We start from the raw sequence: 17006 nt of genomic DNA, 5'->3' as shown, positions 1-17006 counted from the left end.
AGGAGGCGGACCGTGGCGAGTACTGAGACCCGGCGGATCCAGTTCGATTTCGTCGCCCGGGACCGGGGCGTGCAGCGCACCACCCGCGAGACCGGCGAGGCCATCGAGGACATGAACGATGGCATGGAGCAGGGCTCGGGGAAGATGGGCAAGCTCGGCGCGGTCGCCGGGAAGCTCGGCCCCATCCTCGGCGCCGTCGCCGGCGCCGCGGCGCTCATCGGGCCCGCGATCGCCAAGGGCCTGGACGCCCAGGAGGCCGGCGCGAAGCTCCGGGCGCAGCTCGGCGTCACGGCCAAGGAGTCGCAGCGGATCGGCGGGGTCGCCGGGCGCCTGTACTCCAAGGCCTACGGCGAGAACATGGACGAGGTCCGCGAGGCCATCACCAAGGTCATCCAGAACATGGACGGCATGCGGACCGCCTCCAGCGCGGACCTGCAGGCCACCAGCAAGCGGGCGATGGACCTGGCCGCGGTGATGGGCGAGGACGTCGCGCCGGTCACGGTCGCCGTCGGTCAGATGATGAAGACGGGCCTGGCCAAGAACTCCAAAGAGGCCTTCGACATCCTGACGCGCGGCGCACAGATGGGCGCCAACAAGGCCGAGGACTTGTTGGACACCTTTAACGAGTACTCGACGCAGTTCCGGGACCTGGGCCTGAACGGCGCGCAGGCGATGGGGATCATCCAGCAGGGGCTGCAGGGCGGCGCCCGGGACGCCGACGTCGTCGCCGACGCGATGAAAGAGCTCAACATCCGCGTCCAGGACATGTCGGCCGCGCCCGCGCTGACCAAGCTCGGCCTGAACGCGCGTGAGATGGCGGCCGCGTTCGGGAAGGGCGGCCCGGCCGCGACCCGTGCGCTCGACCAGATCACCGACAAGCTCCGCGCCGTCGAGGACCCCACCAAGCGGTACGCGCTGGCTCAGCAGATCCTCGGCACCCAGAGCGAGGACATGGGCAAGGCCCTGCTGAAGATCGACCCGTCCGAGGCGACGCGGAAGATGGGGAAGTTCGCCGGCGCGACCGACAACGCGGGCAAGGCGCTGCACGGCACGTTCAAGGCGCGGCTGACGGGGTTCAAGCGGACCGTCGAGACGCAGGTGACCCAGGTCGCCGGGCGAGCCCTGGACGCGGTGTCGAAGTTCGGCGCACAGATCAAGAAGGGGTTCAGCCTTCCCAGGACCGGCAAGGCCGCGAACGACTGGCAGAAGTTCGGCCAGGAGCTGCGGAAGGTCGCGGACTGGGCGCGGACGAAGCTGATTCCGGCCCTGCGGGACCTGGGCGACTGGTTCGGCAAGAAGATCGCCCCGGTGATCGTCAAGTTCTACAAGACGATCCTGAAGGAGCTGTTCTCCCAGCTCCGCCGCATCTACAACGAGATCTCGAAAAGCGACGTGCCCTGGGAGAAGATCCTCAAGGTCTTCAAGAAGATCTACGAATTCGTCGCGAAATTCTTCCTCAAGCTGTGGTCGGTCGAATTCAAGATCGCACTGAAGATCGTAGGGACCTGGATCGTCTACTCGATCAAGTCGTTCAAGCTGCTGTGGAAGGTCCTGGAGATCGGCTGGCAGTCGATCAAAAAGGGCTGGAAGGCGTGGCTGGAGTACTACGGCAAGGCCAAGCCCGCGATCGACAAGATCAAGGACGCGGTGGTCCGCAGCACGACCACCATGACCCGGATGTTCCTGGCCTTCGCGACGAACGTCGTGAAGGGCGCAGCGAAGGCCTTCGGGTGGGTGCCCGGCCTGGGCGGAAAGCTCAAGGGCGCCGCGAAGGCGATGGAGAAGTTCCGCAAGGACGTCAACGACGAGCTCGGCAAGATCACCTCCAAGCGGAACGTGAACGTCAGGGTCAATGCGGTCGGGAAGTGGACCGCGCACGACCCGTCCCGCCGCATCCCCGGCCTGTCCAAGGGCGGCCCGGTCCCGGCCATGTGGGAAGGCGCCACCCGCGCCTACGACTCCCAGCCCGCCCTGCTGCGCGTTGACGAGCACGTCTGGACGCCGGAGGAGGTCGACGCCGCGGGCGGCCACGACGCGATGCTCCGGCTCCGCGCAGCGGCCCGCAAGGGCCTGCTGAAAGGCTTCTCCGGCGGCGGCCAGGTCTCCCGGGGCGTTGGCCTCACGGTGTCCACGCCGAGCGTGGGCGCGCTCCGCCAGGACTTCGCGCCGATCTCGGTCGGCATGCTGAAGATGTACCTGAAGATCGCCCAGACGCTGGCGAAGATGTTCGGCGGCGCGAACGGCGTCGTCGCCGCCGCCAGGAGCATGATCGGCTACCCGTACTCGTGGGGTGGCGGCGGGGCGTCCGGCCCGTCCTACGGCATCGGCCGCGGCGCCGGGACCTACGGGTTCGACTGCTCGGGCCTCACCGAGTACGCCTGGTGGAAGGGCGGCAAGACCGCGATCGGCGGCACCACCTACTCCCAGTTCCCCAACTCCCACGCGACCTCGCGGCGGCCCGGCGCGCTCGGGTTCCCGCACATGGACCACGTCGTCATCGCCAGTGACAAGCCCGGCTACATCATCCAGGCGCCGTTCACCGGCTCCCACGTCCAGGAGGTCGCCTCCAGCCGCGGCTACCAATGGCGGTGGCCGAACAACGCCCGCTTCTACACCGGCGGCGCGGTCGGCCAGGCCGCCAAAGCCGCGATGCGCGGCACGACCCGTCAGCGCGTGATGGCCGAGCAGCTCGGGATGCTCGGCAACCCGAGCCGCCGCCGGGCCCGAGGCGGCCGCGTGTCGTTCGGGGCGCCCTACCTGGTGGGCGAGGAGACGGCAGAGGTGATGATCCCGAACTCGGCCGGGACGGTGCACCGCGCCGGGTCCAAGGTCGTCGTGGTCCACCAGCACATCGATGTGACCGTGAAGGTCCCGCCGACCGTCGACAAGGGCGCCATCGGCCGCGAGATCAACGAGTGCCTGATCGAGTACAAGCGCCGCGGCGGGAAGCTCGCCACGGCTGGAGGGCGACCCTGATGGCCGACTTCGAGTTCAACATCGTCAAGGGCAAGCTGGCCTACTACGCGAGCCTCCCGGCCGCGAACGACGCCCTCATCGCGGTCCTGCTGAAGTCCACGGGGCTGGAGGCCGACAGCGTCCTGAAGGACTACGACAATCTGCAGACGCTGCTCGCGGCGAGCAACGACGAGGCGACGTTCACCAACTACACCCGCAAGACCCTGACCGGCGTGACGGCGGCGGTGGACGACACCAACGACCGAGTCGACGTCGACGCCGACGACCTGTCGTGGGCGACGGCCGGCGGCGCGGCCAACAACACCTTGAGCAAGCTGCTCATCTGCTACGACCCGGACACAACGGGCGGCACCGACGCGGACCTGATCCCGCTGACGGCGCACGACATCAGCGTGACGACGGACGGCACCACCCTGAACATCGCGTTCCCGTCCGGCGGGTTCTACCGGGCCGCCTGATGACCTTCAGCATCGTCGGCGCAGGCAGCGACGGGGCGAACGCCGCGTCGCTGTCCGGCACGTCCTGGCCCGCGGGAGTCGCGGCCGGGGACGTGTTCCTCCTGTGGTGGACGATGCAGAACACCTCGACCCCCGACGTCAGCCCGGTCGGCGCGGCGCAGGTGTCCCTCCAGGTCGGCGACTCCGGGTCGATGCAGGTCGGGTTCTACACGAAGATCCTCACCGGGTCGGAGTCCGGGACGATCACCCTGACCGGGACCGCCGCGAACCGGCAGAGCGCGGAGTGGGTCGTCATCCGCGGCGCGCACGCGACGTCCCCGATCGACACCTGGTCTGTGCGCGACGAGGCCTCGGCCGTGTCCTCGCACGCCTGCCCCGCGGTGACGCTCGGGTTCGCAGACTGCGGGATCGTCACGGCGATCTCTGAGCGCGCCACCACCGGCACGACCGGGTGGACCCCGCCGTCCGGGTACACCGAGCGCGCGGACTCGACCACGCTCGCCACGGGGACGGGTGGGACGGTCGGCGCGATCGCCGATGACGGGCTGGCCACATCTCGCGCCGCCGGCGCCACGGTCACCCCGCCGAACTGGACGTCGACGAACACCTTCGCGAGCGCGAACGTGCTGGTGTGGACGGTGTCGCTGCGGCCCGCCGCGACCGTGACCACCGTCAACCCCGGGCGGGTCACCAGCACGGGGACGGCGCGGCCGGTCACCGCCTCCAAGAGCACGACCGTCGGCCAGGCCGCCGGCAGCGGCACGGCCCGCCCGGTCACCACGACTCAGCTGCACGTCCTCGGCCGCGTCACCACCGCCGGCGAGGCGCTGCCCGTGACGGCGTCCACGGAGGCGTCCGGAGAGGCGCTGTTCCCCGCCCTGTCGATCCAGGCCGCGTTCTCCGCTGGTGCGTCCACGTCGACGCTGCTGACGCTGGACGACCCGACCCGCGGCAAGCTCGACGTCGGGACGCTCGGCGACGGCTCGGACCTGGAACCGACCTGGACCGAGCTTGCCGACCGCGCCACCGAGGGCACGGGCACGGTGTCGCGCGGGTCGCAGCGGATCGACTCCCCGATCGTGCAGTACGAGCCCGGCACGCTCAGCGTGCCGCTGGCGAACGACGACCGCGCCCTCGACCCCTCGAACCTGAACGGGCCCTACGTCGACCCGCTGAACGGCACGAGCCGCGTCACGGCAATGCGCGCCGTCCGGGTCCGCGCGACGTGGGCGAACGTCACCTACGAGCTGTTCCAGGGGACCGCAAACGAGTGGCTGGTCGCCTACCAGGACCCCGGGCAGGCCATCACCACCCTGACCGCCACCGACGGCATGAAGGTCCTGACGGGCATCTCCCGCGCCACCGTCGAAGCGGTCGGCGACGGCGAGACCACCGGCGCCCGCATCAACCGGATCCTCGACTCGGCCGGGTGGGGCGCTGAGGACCGCCTCGTCGACGACGGCGACACGTTCGTCCAGGAGACCACCCTGGAAGGCGAGATACTCGCCGAGCTCCAGGCCGTCGCCGATACCGAGATCGGCGAGCTGTACGTGGACGGCGGCGGCCGGGTGCGGTTCCGTGCCCGGAACGGGCTGCTGACCGACGCCCGGTCGAACACCTCCCAGGCGGTGTTCGGGGACGACGGCGACGAGCTGCCCTACAAGGACGTCGCGGTCAGCACCGATGACGCGACGTTCTACAACGAGGTCCGCGTCACCCGCGCGGCCCGGACCGTGCCCGAGGGCGACCCGCCAGACGAGCCCGTCGAGCAGGTCGCCGACGACACCACCAGCCAGGCGCTGTTCTACCGGCGGACGTTCACACCACCCTCGGCGCCGATCCTGCTGACCGACGCCGACGCCAAGGCCTACGCCGACTGGCTCGTCAGCGTCTCGTCCGAGCCGGAACTGCGGTTCACCGAACTGACCATCGAGCCCGCGACGCAGCCCGCGGAGCTGTGGCCGCAGGCCCTCGGCCGACAGATCGGCGACCGGATCACCATCATCCGCCGGCCGCCCGGCGGCGGCGACCCCATCGAAATGGACTGCTTCATCCGCGGGATCACGCACGAGTTCGGCGGCGAGGAGTGGACGACGAAATGGGCGCTCCAGTCCGCGACCCGCTACGGCGGGTTCCTCGTGCTCGACGACCCGCTGCTCGGTCAGCTCGACGCCAACCGACTGGCCTACTGAGGAGGAACGAATGGGCTCTGGATTCAAGGACTTCCAGGTAGGTGAGGTGCTCGGCTCCGCCGACGTCGACAACTACCTGATGAAGCAGTCGGTGATGTCGTTCGCGTCGGCGGCCGCGCGGAACGCCGCGATCACCTCCCCGGAGGAAGGCATGTGCGCCTACCTCCGCGACGTCGACGCCCTCACCGTCTACACCGGCGCCGCTTGGGTCGTGGCCGCGTACCTGGGCGACGCGCAGTCCTACACGCCGCAGTGGACCGCGGTCACCAGCAACCCGAGCCTGGGGAACGGCGCCGTCGTCGGCCGCTACAAGCAGTACGGGAAGTCAGTCCAGGTCTACGCGCGCCTCACCACCGGCTCGACGTCCGGCTACGGGTCGGGCGGGTACCGGCTGTCGCTGCCGACCACCCCCGGGACGCCGTCCACGGTCATCGACCACCGGATCCACGCCCAGTACTTCGACTCCTCAGCGGGCGTCTACTACCCCGGGCACTGCCAGGTGTCCGACCTGGGCTACGTCAACCTCCAGTACTTCGGCGTCTCCGGAAGCAACGTCCGGATCCTCAACGCCGACAATGCCGGCCCGTTCACCTGGGCGACCGGCGACATCATCTACGTCTTCGGCATGTACGAGGTGGCCTGATGCTCCGCATGAAGACCCTGCTCGCCGCGTCCGCGGGCGCCGTCCTGGTCCTGGGGGGCTCGGCCGCCGCGGCGCCGCTCCTGCCTGCCACGGTCGTCGGCACGACGGCGGACCAGCGGCCCGTCGCGCTGTACGCCGACGACGCCGTGGTCGCCTCCACGATCCCGGTGGACCTATCGCCAGACACCCCGGTCCGGACGATGCGGGTTGTTGTGCCCGTCGCGGCCGGCGACGTCCTGGACGTCACGGCCGAGGGCAGGGTGACGAACGACCTGGCCTACAACGTCGGCATCGGGTCGCGACTGCAGTGGTACGACGTCGACGACGGCATCGCCTGGCCCCACGCCTGGCCGTGGACGACCATCGGCACCCCCACCGGCGACAACGTCGACCCCCAACGCCACCACATGCCGCTCACCCTGACGCGGGCCTACACGGTGCCGGCGGACTGGCCGGCCGGTCACCGCATGGTGATCAACCTGATGGTTGACGCGCACTCCACGGCCTGGAGGAGCGGCAACACGATCACGGTCGACGCCTACGGCGCGCTGATCGTACGGAAGTGGGCGACGGCGCAGTGATCGTTTCAACTGGAGAGGACGTGATCGGGTGTGGCGTGGCCCAGCGTGGGTGACGGTGCTGCGGGACGTGCTGCTGCTGGTTCTGCCCAGTGGCGCGTTCGCGTGGGAGGCACTGAAGGACAAGCCAAGCGTCGAGCTGCTGATCCTGTACATGGCGCTGCTGGCGTGCCCGTGGATCGCGAGTGTGATCTTCCTGGCGCGTCACTGGCCCGGCGGTATCGAGCCGCCATCGCAACCGTCTCTGCCGCCGCCGTCTCCGGCGCCGCCGCCGTCATCATCTTCCTCGATGCCACAGGGCGGCTGACGTGATGCGCGAGCGGGTGCTGACGCGCACGGGCGCGTTCCGGGCGTGGTGGTCGGTGGCGATCGTGACCGTCTCGGCACTGCTGGTGGCGGGTGCATGCATCCTCTACACGGGCCACGTCCAGCGGCAGTCGGATCAGCGACAGGACCACGAACGGCGCGAGGACGACCGGCGCTGGTGTTCGCTGCTGACCCGGCTCGACCAGCCGGGGCAGCCCGCGACGACGGACCGAGGCCGGGCGGTTCAGCGCGACATTCACCAGCTACGGCGAGACCTGGGATGTGAAGTATGACCTACTCCGCTGCCGCCGCGATCGAGACGGCCGAGGACAAGATCGGGTACCGGGAGAAGGGCACCAACGACACGGTGTTCAACCGGTGGCTGGGGAAGATTGGTGGCTACCCGGCCGGCGGCTACGGCTACCCGTGGTGCGCGAGCTTCATGTCCTGGGTCGCCGACCAGGCAGGCGGGCGGGCCAACCAGGACTACCCGAAGACCGCCGGGTGCGCCACGGCCGTCGCCTGGTTCAAGTCGCACGGCCGATGGTCCAGCACCCCGCACGTCGGGGACTGGGTGTTCTACGGTCCACGCGGCGAGACGCACGTCGAGCTGGTGATCGCCGTCTCGGCGTCCAGCTTCACCACGATCGGCGGCAATACCAGCGGCAGCCTGTCCGGCCGGTACTACAACGGCGACGGCGTCTACAAGAAGTCGGTCAGCCGCTGGTCGGAGCGGATCTACGGGTACGGCCGCCCCGCCTACTCGGGTGCCGCCGCGCCGTCGAAGCCGAAGCCGCCGGCCAAGCCCGCGGGCGGCGCACCGAAGTGGCCGGGCCGGTACCTGACGCAGCCGCCGATGATGTCGGGCAGCGACGTGACCGTGTGGCAGCGGCAGATGCACGCGCGCGGCTGGGGCATCGCGGTCGACGGCGCGTACGGGCCCGACAGCGAGAGCGTGTGCCGGGCCTTCCAGAAGGAGAAGGGCCTCACGGTTGACGGCGTGGTCGGCCCCAAGACGTGGGCGACCGCATGGTCTGCCCCGGTGACCTGAGGAGGAAAGCATGAAGGTTTTCGGCTTCCGGGCGGAGCCCGCCGTCATCGCCTACGCGGTGAACGCGGTCGTGGCGCTGCTCGTGTCGTACGGGCTGCCCCTCTCGCAGGGGCAGGTCGAGGCGGTCACGGTCATCACGACCGCGCTCACGGCCGCCGTCGCCGCGATCACCACCCGGCCCATCGTGGTGTCCGGCATCACCGGCGCGCTGGCCACGATCATGGCGGCGCTCGCGGCGTTCAACTGGCACTTCACCGCCGACCAGATCAGCAACACGGTCGCGGTGGCGAGCATCGTCCTGGCGCTGCTGCTGAGGCAGAACGTGAGCCCGGCGACGCGGGCCGTGGGCGGGGAGGTCCCCGCGCGTACCCCCTGATCGTGGGGCGGTCCTCCCCGAGCCGCCCCGCGCGAACGCCCCTGCCTTCCGGTCTTATGGAGGGCAGGGGCGTTCGTCGTCAACAACCGTCAATTAGGGGCGCTGGCATCCGTTCGGGCACGAATGAAGGCCCGGGATGAACAAGGGCTCGCCCGAGCCGGACGGCCAGAATTGCTGAGCATCCACATGCACCGGCGTCTCGCATGCTGGGCAGGGCGGCCGCTTCTTAGCGGAAAACTCTTCCCAGGTGTAGCCGCGGTCGTCTTTTCCGTCATGCACGCCTGCATCGAAACGCCACGTGTGTGGATCAATCGTCCAAGCCATGAATATCCCCCAAAATAGTCGGCCGGGGCGATCCCGTTCCTCGCCTCGTGCCTCTTTCCAGGGTATGACCCGGACCGACATTTTGAGCCCGGGCAGAACTCACACCCGGGCTGCCTGGTCAGGGGTGTCGCGCGTCGTAGACCGCGCGGAGCTCCTTCGCCGAGCAGATCCACCGCCTCGCCGCCGCGAGAATCCGCCGCGCCTTCGCCGACCGGTCCGGCACGCTCGCCTGCCCGCCGTTGTAGCGGTAGGCGGTGTTCTTCAGCACGGTCGCGGCCGGCTTCCCGCCGTAGATGTCCCAGCACACGCTCACGGCGCGGCGGAGCGGCCGGGCCTTCGCACCGGGTGAAGTCGGGGTGAGGCCAGGATCGAGCTGGTGAAGGTAGGCCACGAATGCGCGTCGCTGGGCGGTCGGCACGTGCTGCCAGGCCTCCAGGCTCCGAGTGGGGGACGGCTTCGCGCGCGGGCTGGCCTTGGCCGTGGGTCCCTCGTCCTTCGCGGAGGTGATGACGGCAAGGACGGTGATGAGCACGATTAACGTGCCGGCCGCAACGGCGGCGACGATCCGGCCTTGCTTTCGTTCCTGCCTTACATGGGGCGGCCCGCCGGGCGGCGGGGGAGGCGGAGGTGGGCCGTACGGGTTGGGGGCGCCGTGCATGGGGGTCCTGTCTGGAGGAGGTGGGTGTGCTCGGCGGGGTGGCGGTCCTGTGACGCGTGACGCTCATGTCCGGTTCACGCCTGCGGCCCCGGCGCTACGCGCAAGCTCTGGAAGTGCGGGGCGTGCCGACCGCGAATCGGTGACGGGGGACAACGCAGCGGCTCGCGGCCGGCACATCTGGAAGGGGCGGCGCGTTCAGCCCGCGCACTGAACGCGCCGCCCCGCCGCGCCCCCGGGCGAACGCAAGCCTGGGGGCGCGGGGCTTTACAGGATCGACAGGCCCAGCGCGACCGCCACCGCCACCGCCGCCTGGTCGACGTCGGCGCCGAGCTGCCCGCCGGCATCGGGACCGGTCTTCCACTGGTAGACGCCGCGCCGCCGGTCCCAGACGATCACCCGGGGCTCGATGCCGGGTCTTGCGACCTTCAGGTAGCTCGACACCCGCCCCTCATCGCAGCGGAGGACCGTCTCCAGTCCCGGGACGCGCAGCCGCAGCTCGTCGCACAGCAAGCCCACCGGTCCGAACGGGGTCATGGAGCCGTCCGGGGTCCGGTGGCGTCCCGCTCGCGGGCGCGTGCTGCCGCGCGCTCGATGATGTCGCCGCACGCCGCGATGAAGTCGACGTTCTCCCCGCGCTTCCCGTGCTCGGACTCGGTGACGACCTCGTCGAGGAAAGCGTTGTACGCGGCGAGCGCTTCGGGTAGGCCCGGCCGGTCGAGGTCGTAGCGGTTGCGCCTACTCGCCACGGGTTACCGCCCGTCCGCCGAGGACGACCAGGGCGTCCACGACGTTGTCGGCCTCGACGATTGGCAGGCCCGCGCCGTCGAAGAACCAGAACTTGTCGTCGTCGTCGACGCGGGGGCCGCAGGTCACGACCACGGTCCCGGTGGTGCCGGGCGCGATCAGCATCAGGACCCTCCAGTCCAGATCCGCGCGCCACCCTGCCCCGGCCGCCCGCAGCCGCAGCGCCTCCAGGTGAGTGCGTGCGGCGGGCCCCGTAGCAATCCGGGCCTCGGCCGTGAGTGCCGCGTCGAGGAGGCCCATCAGGTCGCGGGCGGTGGCGGCGCCGATCCACATGTGCCCGCCGGTGGCGGGGAGAGTGGAGGTCTCCCGCCGCGCCTCCCAGGCCGGGGACGCCTCGGGCATGTGCTGGAACACCCAGTCCGGATAGTCCTCGCTGAGGTCGATGAGGTCCTGCTCGTCGCGGTCAGCCACGATGCCCCCTCGTCGCCGTGATGGCTCTGCCGAGCTGGTCCGGGGTCGATGCCTCGACGAGCCGGGCCTCGGGCAGCAGGGCCCACCAGCGCCGCGTGAAGCGGCCGAACCACACGCTGGTGGCTCCGTAGCTGGCCTGGATGCGGCGGGCCTCCAGCGCGCGGATCGGGGCGGGGTCGTCCATGGCCGTGTCCGCCGGTCCCCACCTACTGGCCACGGGTCACCTCCCGGATCTGGTGCGCGATTCCCTCGGGGTTGGTGTCGCTGAGGCCGGAGGCCCCGAGCGTTTCGCCGTTGAGTGGGCCGCGGATCGCCCACCACTGCCACCATCGGCCGCGGTCGATGTAGGTGAAGCTCCATCCCGGAAACTCGGCCTCCAGCCGGGCCTTGGCCTCCAGCCGGGCCTCTTCGGCTGGTACGTCAGGGGCGTGCACCATGCGCTCCCTCACTCGTGGTGATTGGGTTACGGCCAGTGAAAGCCCTACGTCTGTGACGCGGGAGGCGGATACTGGCGGTCAGAAGGCGGACTGTTCGGAGAGTCCGCCTGCCCGGTCCCGGCGGATGGTGCACGCATGACCGACGACGAACTCCCGCGCTGGGCGGCGCGCCTGAGCGCCGAGCGCGAAGCCCGCAGATGGTCCAAGCCACGGATGGCACGCGCCTTATACAGCGCCCGTGACCTGCGCCCGAACCGCACACAGGTGGAGTCGCTCGCCCGCCAGATCCGCAAGTACGAGAGGGGCGAGCACTTCCCCCGGGAGTGGGCCGCCGCCTACGCGATGGCGTTCGACATCGGGGAAGTCGAGCTGTTTGGGCGACTTGACGACGGCCATGACAATGAGGACGTGGACCGCCGCACACTCCTCGGCCTCGTAGCCTCCGCCACCGCCGCCGGCTCTCTCGCCCGCGATGCAGCACCCCTGCGGGATGCTTTCGAGGCCGCGGTCGCCGCCGACGCCAGCGACCGCGACGCCGACACATGGGAGCGCGTCGCCTACGATTACGCCCGAGAGGTCGGCTGGGCTCCCGCCGCGGCCCTGCAGGAGGAACTGGCGGCGGACTTCGCCGAACTCACACGCCTGGTCCCCGCCGGGAGCGGCACCGCCCGGACGCGCCTGATCCACGTCGCCGCGCAGATGGCCGCGCTCATGGCCATCAACCTGACCAACCTCGGCGAGGGCCGCGCCGCGCGCCGCTGGTGGCGCACCGCCGCCCGCGCCGCCGACCAGACCGGAGACCACACGGCCGCCGCCCTCGTCCGCGGCCGCGCCGCCGTCTTCTCCCTCTACGCCCCCACGCCCCGCCTCTCGGTCGTCGAAGCGGCCGAGGAAGCGATCGAAGTCGGGAAGGGCACCCCCTGCGCCGGCGTCGCCTCCGGGCACGCCGCCAAGGCCCAGGCCCTCGCCGAGCTCGGCCGCCACGATGAGGCCGCAGACGCGCTCAACGACCTGGGAGACGTGTTCGAGGGCCTGCCTGAGGATGTGCGGACGGAGCGGGGCAGCCAATGGGGATGGAACTACGGCCGCCTGCTGTACGTCACCAGCCTCGTCCACACCTGCGCCGGGAACGTTGGACCCGCGATGGCCGCCCAAGACGCCGCCCTCGACCTCTTCCCTCAGCGGAACTGGCAGGCGCGCGGCCAGGTCGAGATGCACCGGGCCGGCGCGCTGATCCGTGCTGGGGACGTCGACGAGGGCGCCGACCACATGGCGCGGGTCCTGCAGAGCCTGCCGGCCGAGCAGCGCGGCGATGGGCTCCTGCAGGGCAGCGCTCTGACGTCCTTGCGTCTCGCGGCGCCAGCCCAGGCAGGCCGGCCTTCGATCCGGCAGGCACGTGAACTACTCGCAGCGACAGGAGACCGATGACCGCGGATCCCACCTTCACCCGCCACGACCCTGACGATGCCGAGAAGATCCTCGACAGCGTGATCGTGCCGGTCTATGTCGCCTCCCACCAGGACGTGATCGACCAGCCGTTCTACTCCGCTGAGCGGTTCGCCGAGCGCTTCCCCGGCTACGCCAAGGCCCCGGGCTTCGAGATCGTTATCGCCTACATCGACGGGCACCCGGTGGGGCAGGCGTTCGGGTACGCGCTCCCGGTGAACGCGCGCTGGTGGGACGGGCTGACCACGCCGGTACCGGACGGGTTCACCACCGAGACCGGGTCGAGGACGTTCGCGTTCAACGAGCTGATGGTCGTCCCGGAGTGGCAGGGCAGAGGGGTAGCGCACGCGCTGCACGACGCGCTGCTGGGCGGCCGCTCCGAGGAACGGGCGACGCTGCTGGTGCGGGAGGACAACGACTCCGCGCAGCGCGCTTACGCCCGGTGGGGGTGGCGGAAGGCGGGCAAGGCCCAGCCGTTCCCCGACTCGCCGCACTTCGATGTGATGGTCGTGGATCTGCCGCTGGGCGAGGGCCGCGTGCCGTAGGTTCGCGGGTGCGTGCACCACACGCAGGGCGCCCCATCCCCGGTCTGGAGGTGGGGCGCCCGTCATTTGGAGACCTGTGACGATCCCATAGAGGCGAAACCGGTTTCGACCCTGGTATCGGGGGTGACCTGCGATGTTTCGGGTTTCGGGGGGTGCTCAGCCCCCCGGCAAATCGTCCCAGCGGACGCCCTTGCCACCCCCTCCCTGGCCGCGCCGGTTGATCTGCCTCGTCACCACGCCGTGGGACTTCAGCGCCGCGGCGAGCATCGTGGAGGCGGACGTGCGGGCCTCCCGCTGCTCGTCCTCGCCGAGCGCCTCCAGGTTGCCCGGGATCCACTCGCCGTACAGCTCCGGCTTGTAGACCGCGAGGGCCTGGACGAGGCGCCAGGAGTGGACGGCGTCGTCGCCAGCCGGCCACACCGCCCGGACGTGGTCGATCAGCGTGGACCTGTCGACCTCGGCCGCGCCCTGCCCGGCGGCCTCCCCGGTGAGCAGGCCGGCCGCCGTGCGCACGGCCAGGGCGCGGCGGCCGATCTCAACGGCCTCGGCCTGGGTGATGAACGCGGCCCGCGCGATCTGCGCGTCCAGCGCCGACCGGGCCAGCCAGCCCGTCCCGGCGTCCTTGCGCGGGTCGAACATCGTCGCCCGCACCCCGCGCGCGTACGCCCCGGAGCCCAGCACGAGGTTGTTGGCCAGGTGCCCGGTGACGGCCAGGCAGAACCGCAGGATCGCGTTGTCGCTGATGGCCTTGGGGATGCTGGCGGCGTCGGGCCGCTGGGTGGTGAACACGATGACGATGCCGTACGCGCGGGCCTTGCGGATCAAGCGCCCGGCGATCGCGGCGGCCTCCTCCCCGTACTGCTCGTGCTCGAACAGGGTGTGCGCCTCGTCGAAGATCGCGAGGATCGGGTGCAATCCGAGTTCGCGGCGGTCGGCGAGGCGGCGGGACACCTTCCGGCCGTCCGGGACGTCGGCGAGCGGAAGCGCCTTGACGACCTTCTTCCTCCGGTTCAGCTCGGCCTCCAGGCCGCGCAGCGCGTCGAGCGCGGCCTCACAGTCCTCGTCGTCGTCCCCGGACCGGTACCGGTGCGCGACCGGCCGGACGGCGTCTAGGTCCCCGGATCCCTTCATCTCGTACAGCCACAGCTCGCACGTCGGGTCGAGCGCGCCGGCGAGGGCCAGGACGAGGACGGCGGAGGTCTTCCCGGAGCCCATGACGCCGCCGATGAGAACGTTCGCGCCGGTCAGCTCCAGTTCGACGAGCCGCCCGCGCGGGTCCCACCCGAACGGGATCGGGGCGAACAGGTCGGCCTGCCCGTCCTTCATCAGCGGCCAGATCCGCCGTGGTGCCCGGGCCGGGTCCTGGCGGGCGACCCAGAGGCGGAGGCGGCCGGGGTGGGCGTCCGGGTCGGTCTCGGGCCACACGCACCCCAGCGGGCGCCGCATCGCCGCGGCGAGCGCGGGCCGCTTCTCCAGCACCGTGTCGGCGAGCGTCGCGCCCGGAAGGTCGACCTCGGCCAGCCACCCGGGGCCGTCCACGGCGATCGGCGCCACGTAGTCGACGCTGCCCTTCACGCCGATCGCGGCGAGCGCCTGGTCGACCTCGGCCGAGTCCAGACGCCGCTGGAGCTGCACGGCCACGTACCGGGTGACGATCGGCCGGTCGGAGTCCCGCCCGATCCAGCCCAGCGCGCACAGCGCCGCCGCGCCGGCCGTTGTCAGCGCCCACCCGGGCAGCAGGATCGCCGCGAGCGTGACCAGCAGCGCCACCGGGACGGCGACCACGACCGAGGCGCGGCGCCGCGGGCCGGTGCGGCGCGTCTGCGTCGCCACGAACCGCGTCCAGGCGTCCGGGTCGCCGAGCGAGGCCTTGGCCTCCACCGGGCGCGCCTCGGCGTCGGTCACCCACCTCCACCACTTCCGCGTCACCCGGGACCCGCCGCGCGGCGCGCACGCCCACAGGCGCCCCACGTAGACCGGGGCCCGGAAGGTGTGGAACGCCCACTCGCGGCCATACCAGCGCGCCACGAACGCGGCGGAGTCGGCGAGTTGGGCGCGGTCGCGTAGCCACACCGGAACCACCCGGGGCGCCTCGTCGAGCCGGGCCCGGCGGTCGTCCAGCCACCCGGGCCGCCCGGTCGCCGGGCCGTCGACCGGGACCGCCTCGACGGTCTCGGCCTCCAGTTCGACGGCGCCGGCGTCCTTGACGAGGGAGACGCCCTCCTCGTCCGGCACCGCGTACAGACGGGGGAGCTGCGTCACGAGGCGGCCTCCGCGGCGAGGATGGTGTAGACGCGCTTGGCCTTCGGGTGCCCGATCCGCAGCTCTCGCCGGAGTCGGCGGACCGAGGGGACGGCACCGGTCGCGAGCACCTCGGCGTACCGGTCGCGGGCGGTCGCGACCACCTCGGCGAGGTCCGGCTCGATGTCGGAACTTTCCGACACGGGCGGCTCGTCGTCCGGTGCCTCCGGGAGCGCGGCCGGGAGCGTCTCGCGAGAGGGCTCGATCTCGTCCCACAGCGCGTACCCGTTCGCCGTCTCACCAGCGGACCCGAGGTCCGGGAGCGGCCACCACACCGGCGTCGCCACGGCCGTTGTGACTCCGTCGCCCGGCGCCGCAAACTCAGCGTCGGGACCGGTGGTCGCGACCGGGGCCCGCGTGACCAGACGGTGAAGGGTCCGCAGCAGGACGAGCAGGCCGAGCATGGAGGCGACCGGCGGTACGGCGGCGGTGAGCTGGTCGCTCAGCTCGTGGTCGACGTGACCGACGTTGAATGCCAGCGAGACACCCCACCCGGTGGTCGCGATCGCCCCCGGGAGCAGCAGGTCCACCCACGACAGGGCGGTCCTGCGGAGGCGGTGGCCCTCCAGCGTGAGGGCGAACAGGCCCAGCTCCCCGACGCCGATGAACACGTCGACCATCGCCGGGAACGACATGGCCTTCCAATGGTTGAGGCCGTGGTCGGAGGCCCAGCCGTACAGGCCCGCCCAGGACTGGGCGAACCCCACACCGGTGGCGGCCAGGACACCGGTTGCCATAAAGGCAACGGACGCCAGGTGCGCGATGCGGGTCGTGCGGTTCATCGGCCGGTCACCTCGCTCGGCAGGCCCTCCACGGTCCGGCGCAGATCCTCGACGGTCCGCGCCGCGAGCGCGGCGGCGAGCCGCTCGGCGTGCTCGTCGACGTCCAGGCGCCCGGCGGCGAAGTGCGTGTGCAGCGCGCCCACGAACACGTCACGTTCGGCATCACCAATGCGGTGTCCCGCGCGGCACGACAGCAGGACGCTGGACACCGTCTCCGGCGCGGTCACGGGCACGGCCTGGCGCTCGGCGGTCAGGGCGCGCATCTGGTCGTCGTGGCGTCGTGCCACATGCAGGCCGCCGAGCCAGACCGTGCCGACCGTCGTGCCGAGCGCCCACACCGCGGCGACGATCGGGTGGGTAGCGAAGTAGGCGAACAGCCCGACGCCGAGCGTGACGGCGGCCGCCAGGAGCAGGACGCCGAACACCACATTCCACGGGTCGCGGTCGCGGCGGTTCATCGGGCGCCCCCCGCCCGCAGGACGAGGCCGGCGAGGACCGCACACACCTCGGGCTCCCACTTGGCCACCCAGTCCAGGATGCGCATGTCGTACGCGCCGAGCTCGACGTCCGCGGCCTCGCACGCCGCGGCGAGCCGGGCCCGGTTCACCATGCCCATGTGGCCGGGGGTGTGCGGGTGCCCGTAGGCGTCGCGGCACACCGCGGCCGCCTGGTCCTCGGTCTCGTAGGGGCCCACGTCGGTGGGAGGATGCTTCATGGG

General features: G+C 71.2%; 21 protein-coding genes. 11 read left to right on the top strand and 10 right to left on the bottom strand.

The window, feature by feature from the left end; genetic code table 11:
* The first annotated feature begins 12 nt into the window (after positions 1 to 12).
* The 9 genes from AB0K37_RS02180 to AB0K37_RS02140 are packed head-to-tail and all read left to right on the top strand — an operon-like array spanning position 13 to position 8580.
* On the top strand, positions 13 to 2976 hold the full coding sequence (locus AB0K37_RS02180; RefSeq protein WP_363973475.1) for a phage tail tape measure protein: 2964 nt from the start codon (positions 13 to 15) through the stop codon (positions 2974 to 2976).
* Entirely contained in the window at positions 2976 to 3434 is a 459-nt protein-coding gene (locus tag AB0K37_RS02175; RefSeq protein ID WP_363973472.1) for a hypothetical protein, read from the top strand. Before AB0K37_RS02180 ends, AB0K37_RS02175 begins: the two co-directional genes overlap by 1 nt.
* Positions 3434 to 5626, top strand: a complete 2193-nt coding sequence (locus AB0K37_RS02170; RefSeq protein ID WP_363973470.1) for a hypothetical protein — start codon at positions 3434 to 3436, stop codon at positions 5624 to 5626. Before AB0K37_RS02175 ends, AB0K37_RS02170 begins: the two co-directional genes overlap by 1 nt.
* A gap of 10 nt (positions 5627 to 5636) precedes the next feature.
* Positions 5637 to 6269, top strand: coding sequence for a hypothetical protein (locus tag AB0K37_RS02165; protein ID WP_363973467.1), 633 nt, complete (start codon positions 5637 to 5639; stop codon positions 6267 to 6269).
* Positions 6269 to 6850, top strand: a complete 582-nt coding sequence (locus AB0K37_RS02160; protein ID WP_363973464.1) for a hypothetical protein — start codon at positions 6269 to 6271, stop codon at positions 6848 to 6850. Before AB0K37_RS02165 ends, AB0K37_RS02160 begins: the two co-directional genes overlap by 1 nt.
* Before the next feature lie 55 nt (positions 6851 to 6905).
* Complete coding sequence (locus AB0K37_RS02155; protein ID WP_363973461.1) at positions 6906 to 7154, top strand: hypothetical protein; 249 nt, start codon at positions 6906 to 6908, stop codon at positions 7152 to 7154.
* Positions 7155 to 7158: 4 nt separating this feature from the next.
* Complete coding sequence (locus AB0K37_RS02150; RefSeq protein WP_363973458.1) at positions 7159 to 7446, top strand: hypothetical protein; 288 nt, start codon at positions 7159 to 7161, stop codon at positions 7444 to 7446.
* On the top strand, positions 7443 to 8204 hold the full coding sequence (locus tag AB0K37_RS02145; RefSeq protein WP_363973455.1) for a peptidoglycan-binding protein: 762 nt from the start codon (positions 7443 to 7445) through the stop codon (positions 8202 to 8204). Before AB0K37_RS02150 ends, AB0K37_RS02145 begins: the two co-directional genes overlap by 4 nt.
* Positions 8205 to 8214: 10 nt before the next feature.
* The gene (locus tag AB0K37_RS02140; RefSeq protein WP_363973452.1) at positions 8215 to 8580 is read left to right on the top strand and encodes a hypothetical protein; all 366 of its coding nucleotides are present in this window, start codon (positions 8215 to 8217) and stop codon (positions 8578 to 8580) included.
* Positions 8581 to 9022: 442 nt separating this feature from the next.
* Here the strand turns inward: AB0K37_RS02140 and AB0K37_RS02135 are convergent, their stop codons facing one another.
* The 6 genes from AB0K37_RS02135 to AB0K37_RS02110 form a co-directional block, all read right to left on the bottom strand.
* Complete coding sequence (locus AB0K37_RS02135; RefSeq protein ID WP_363973449.1) at positions 9023 to 9436, bottom strand: hypothetical protein; 414 nt, start codon at positions 9434 to 9436, stop codon at positions 9023 to 9025.
* Positions 9437 to 9826: 390 nt separating this feature from the next.
* Positions 9827 to 10096 (bottom strand): hypothetical protein, encoded by a 270-nt coding sequence (locus AB0K37_RS02130; RefSeq protein WP_363973446.1) that lies wholly within the window; start codon positions 10094 to 10096, stop codon positions 9827 to 9829.
* Positions 10093 to 10308 carry a hypothetical protein gene (locus AB0K37_RS02125; RefSeq protein WP_363973443.1) on the bottom strand — a complete coding sequence of 72 codons (216 nt, stop codon included), beginning with the start codon at positions 10306 to 10308 and terminating at the stop codon, positions 10093 to 10095. Before AB0K37_RS02125 ends, AB0K37_RS02130 begins: the two co-directional genes overlap by 4 nt.
* Positions 10298 to 10777, bottom strand: a complete 480-nt coding sequence (locus AB0K37_RS02120; RefSeq protein WP_363973440.1) for a hypothetical protein — start codon at positions 10775 to 10777, stop codon at positions 10298 to 10300. The genes AB0K37_RS02125 and AB0K37_RS02120 overlap by 11 nt, the downstream gene beginning before the upstream one ends.
* Positions 10770 to 10994: a hypothetical protein gene (locus AB0K37_RS02115; RefSeq protein WP_363973437.1), complete on the bottom strand. Its 225-nt coding sequence runs from the start codon at positions 10992 to 10994 to the stop codon at positions 10770 to 10772. Before AB0K37_RS02115 ends, AB0K37_RS02120 begins: the two co-directional genes overlap by 8 nt.
* Positions 10984 to 11214: a hypothetical protein gene (locus AB0K37_RS02110; protein WP_363973434.1), complete on the bottom strand. Its 231-nt coding sequence runs from the start codon at positions 11212 to 11214 to the stop codon at positions 10984 to 10986. The genes AB0K37_RS02115 and AB0K37_RS02110 overlap by 11 nt, the downstream gene beginning before the upstream one ends.
* Positions 11215 to 11349: 135 nt before the next feature.
* Between AB0K37_RS02110 and AB0K37_RS02105 the strand changes: the two genes are divergently transcribed.
* Together AB0K37_RS02105 and AB0K37_RS02100 are read left to right on the top strand one after the other, a co-directional pair.
* Positions 11350 to 12642, top strand: a complete 1293-nt coding sequence (locus tag AB0K37_RS02105; RefSeq protein ID WP_363973431.1) for a hypothetical protein — start codon at positions 11350 to 11352, stop codon at positions 12640 to 12642.
* Positions 12639 to 13205: a GNAT family N-acetyltransferase gene (locus tag AB0K37_RS02100; RefSeq protein ID WP_363973428.1), complete on the top strand. Its 567-nt coding sequence runs from the start codon at positions 12639 to 12641 to the stop codon at positions 13203 to 13205. Before AB0K37_RS02105 ends, AB0K37_RS02100 begins: the two co-directional genes overlap by 4 nt.
* Positions 13206 to 13361: 156 nt before the next feature.
* Here AB0K37_RS02100 and AB0K37_RS02095 read toward each other — a convergent pair whose 3' ends face one another.
* Genes AB0K37_RS02095 through AB0K37_RS02080 form a run of 4 tightly spaced genes read right to left on the bottom strand, consistent with a single transcriptional unit; the run spans position 13362 to position 17003 of the window.
* Positions 13362 to 15467: an FtsK/SpoIIIE domain-containing protein gene (locus tag AB0K37_RS02095; protein WP_363973425.1), complete on the bottom strand. Its 2106-nt coding sequence runs from the start codon at positions 15465 to 15467 to the stop codon at positions 13362 to 13364.
* Positions 15464 to 16288, bottom strand: coding sequence for a DUF2637 domain-containing protein (locus AB0K37_RS02090; RefSeq protein WP_363973422.1), 825 nt, complete (start codon positions 16286 to 16288; stop codon positions 15464 to 15466). The genes AB0K37_RS02095 and AB0K37_RS02090 overlap by 4 nt, the downstream gene beginning before the upstream one ends.
* Positions 16285 to 16746 (bottom strand): DUF1707 domain-containing protein, encoded by a 462-nt coding sequence (locus tag AB0K37_RS02085; RefSeq protein WP_363973418.1) that lies wholly within the window; start codon positions 16744 to 16746, stop codon positions 16285 to 16287. Before AB0K37_RS02085 ends, AB0K37_RS02090 begins: the two co-directional genes overlap by 4 nt.
* Positions 16743 to 17003 (bottom strand): hypothetical protein, encoded by a 261-nt coding sequence (locus tag AB0K37_RS02080; protein ID WP_363973415.1) that lies wholly within the window; start codon positions 17001 to 17003, stop codon positions 16743 to 16745. Before AB0K37_RS02080 ends, AB0K37_RS02085 begins: the two co-directional genes overlap by 4 nt.
* Positions 17004 to 17006 lie beyond the last annotated feature (3 nt).

Origin of the sequence: Actinomadura sp. NPDC049753, from assembly GCF_040674655.1 — a bacterium.
GTDB lineage: Bacteria > Actinomycetota > Actinomycetes > Streptosporangiales > Streptosporangiaceae > Spirillospora > Spirillospora verrucosospora.
Note: the sequence above shows the minus strand (reverse complement) of the source record. Positions and strands in the feature narration are given on the sequence as shown.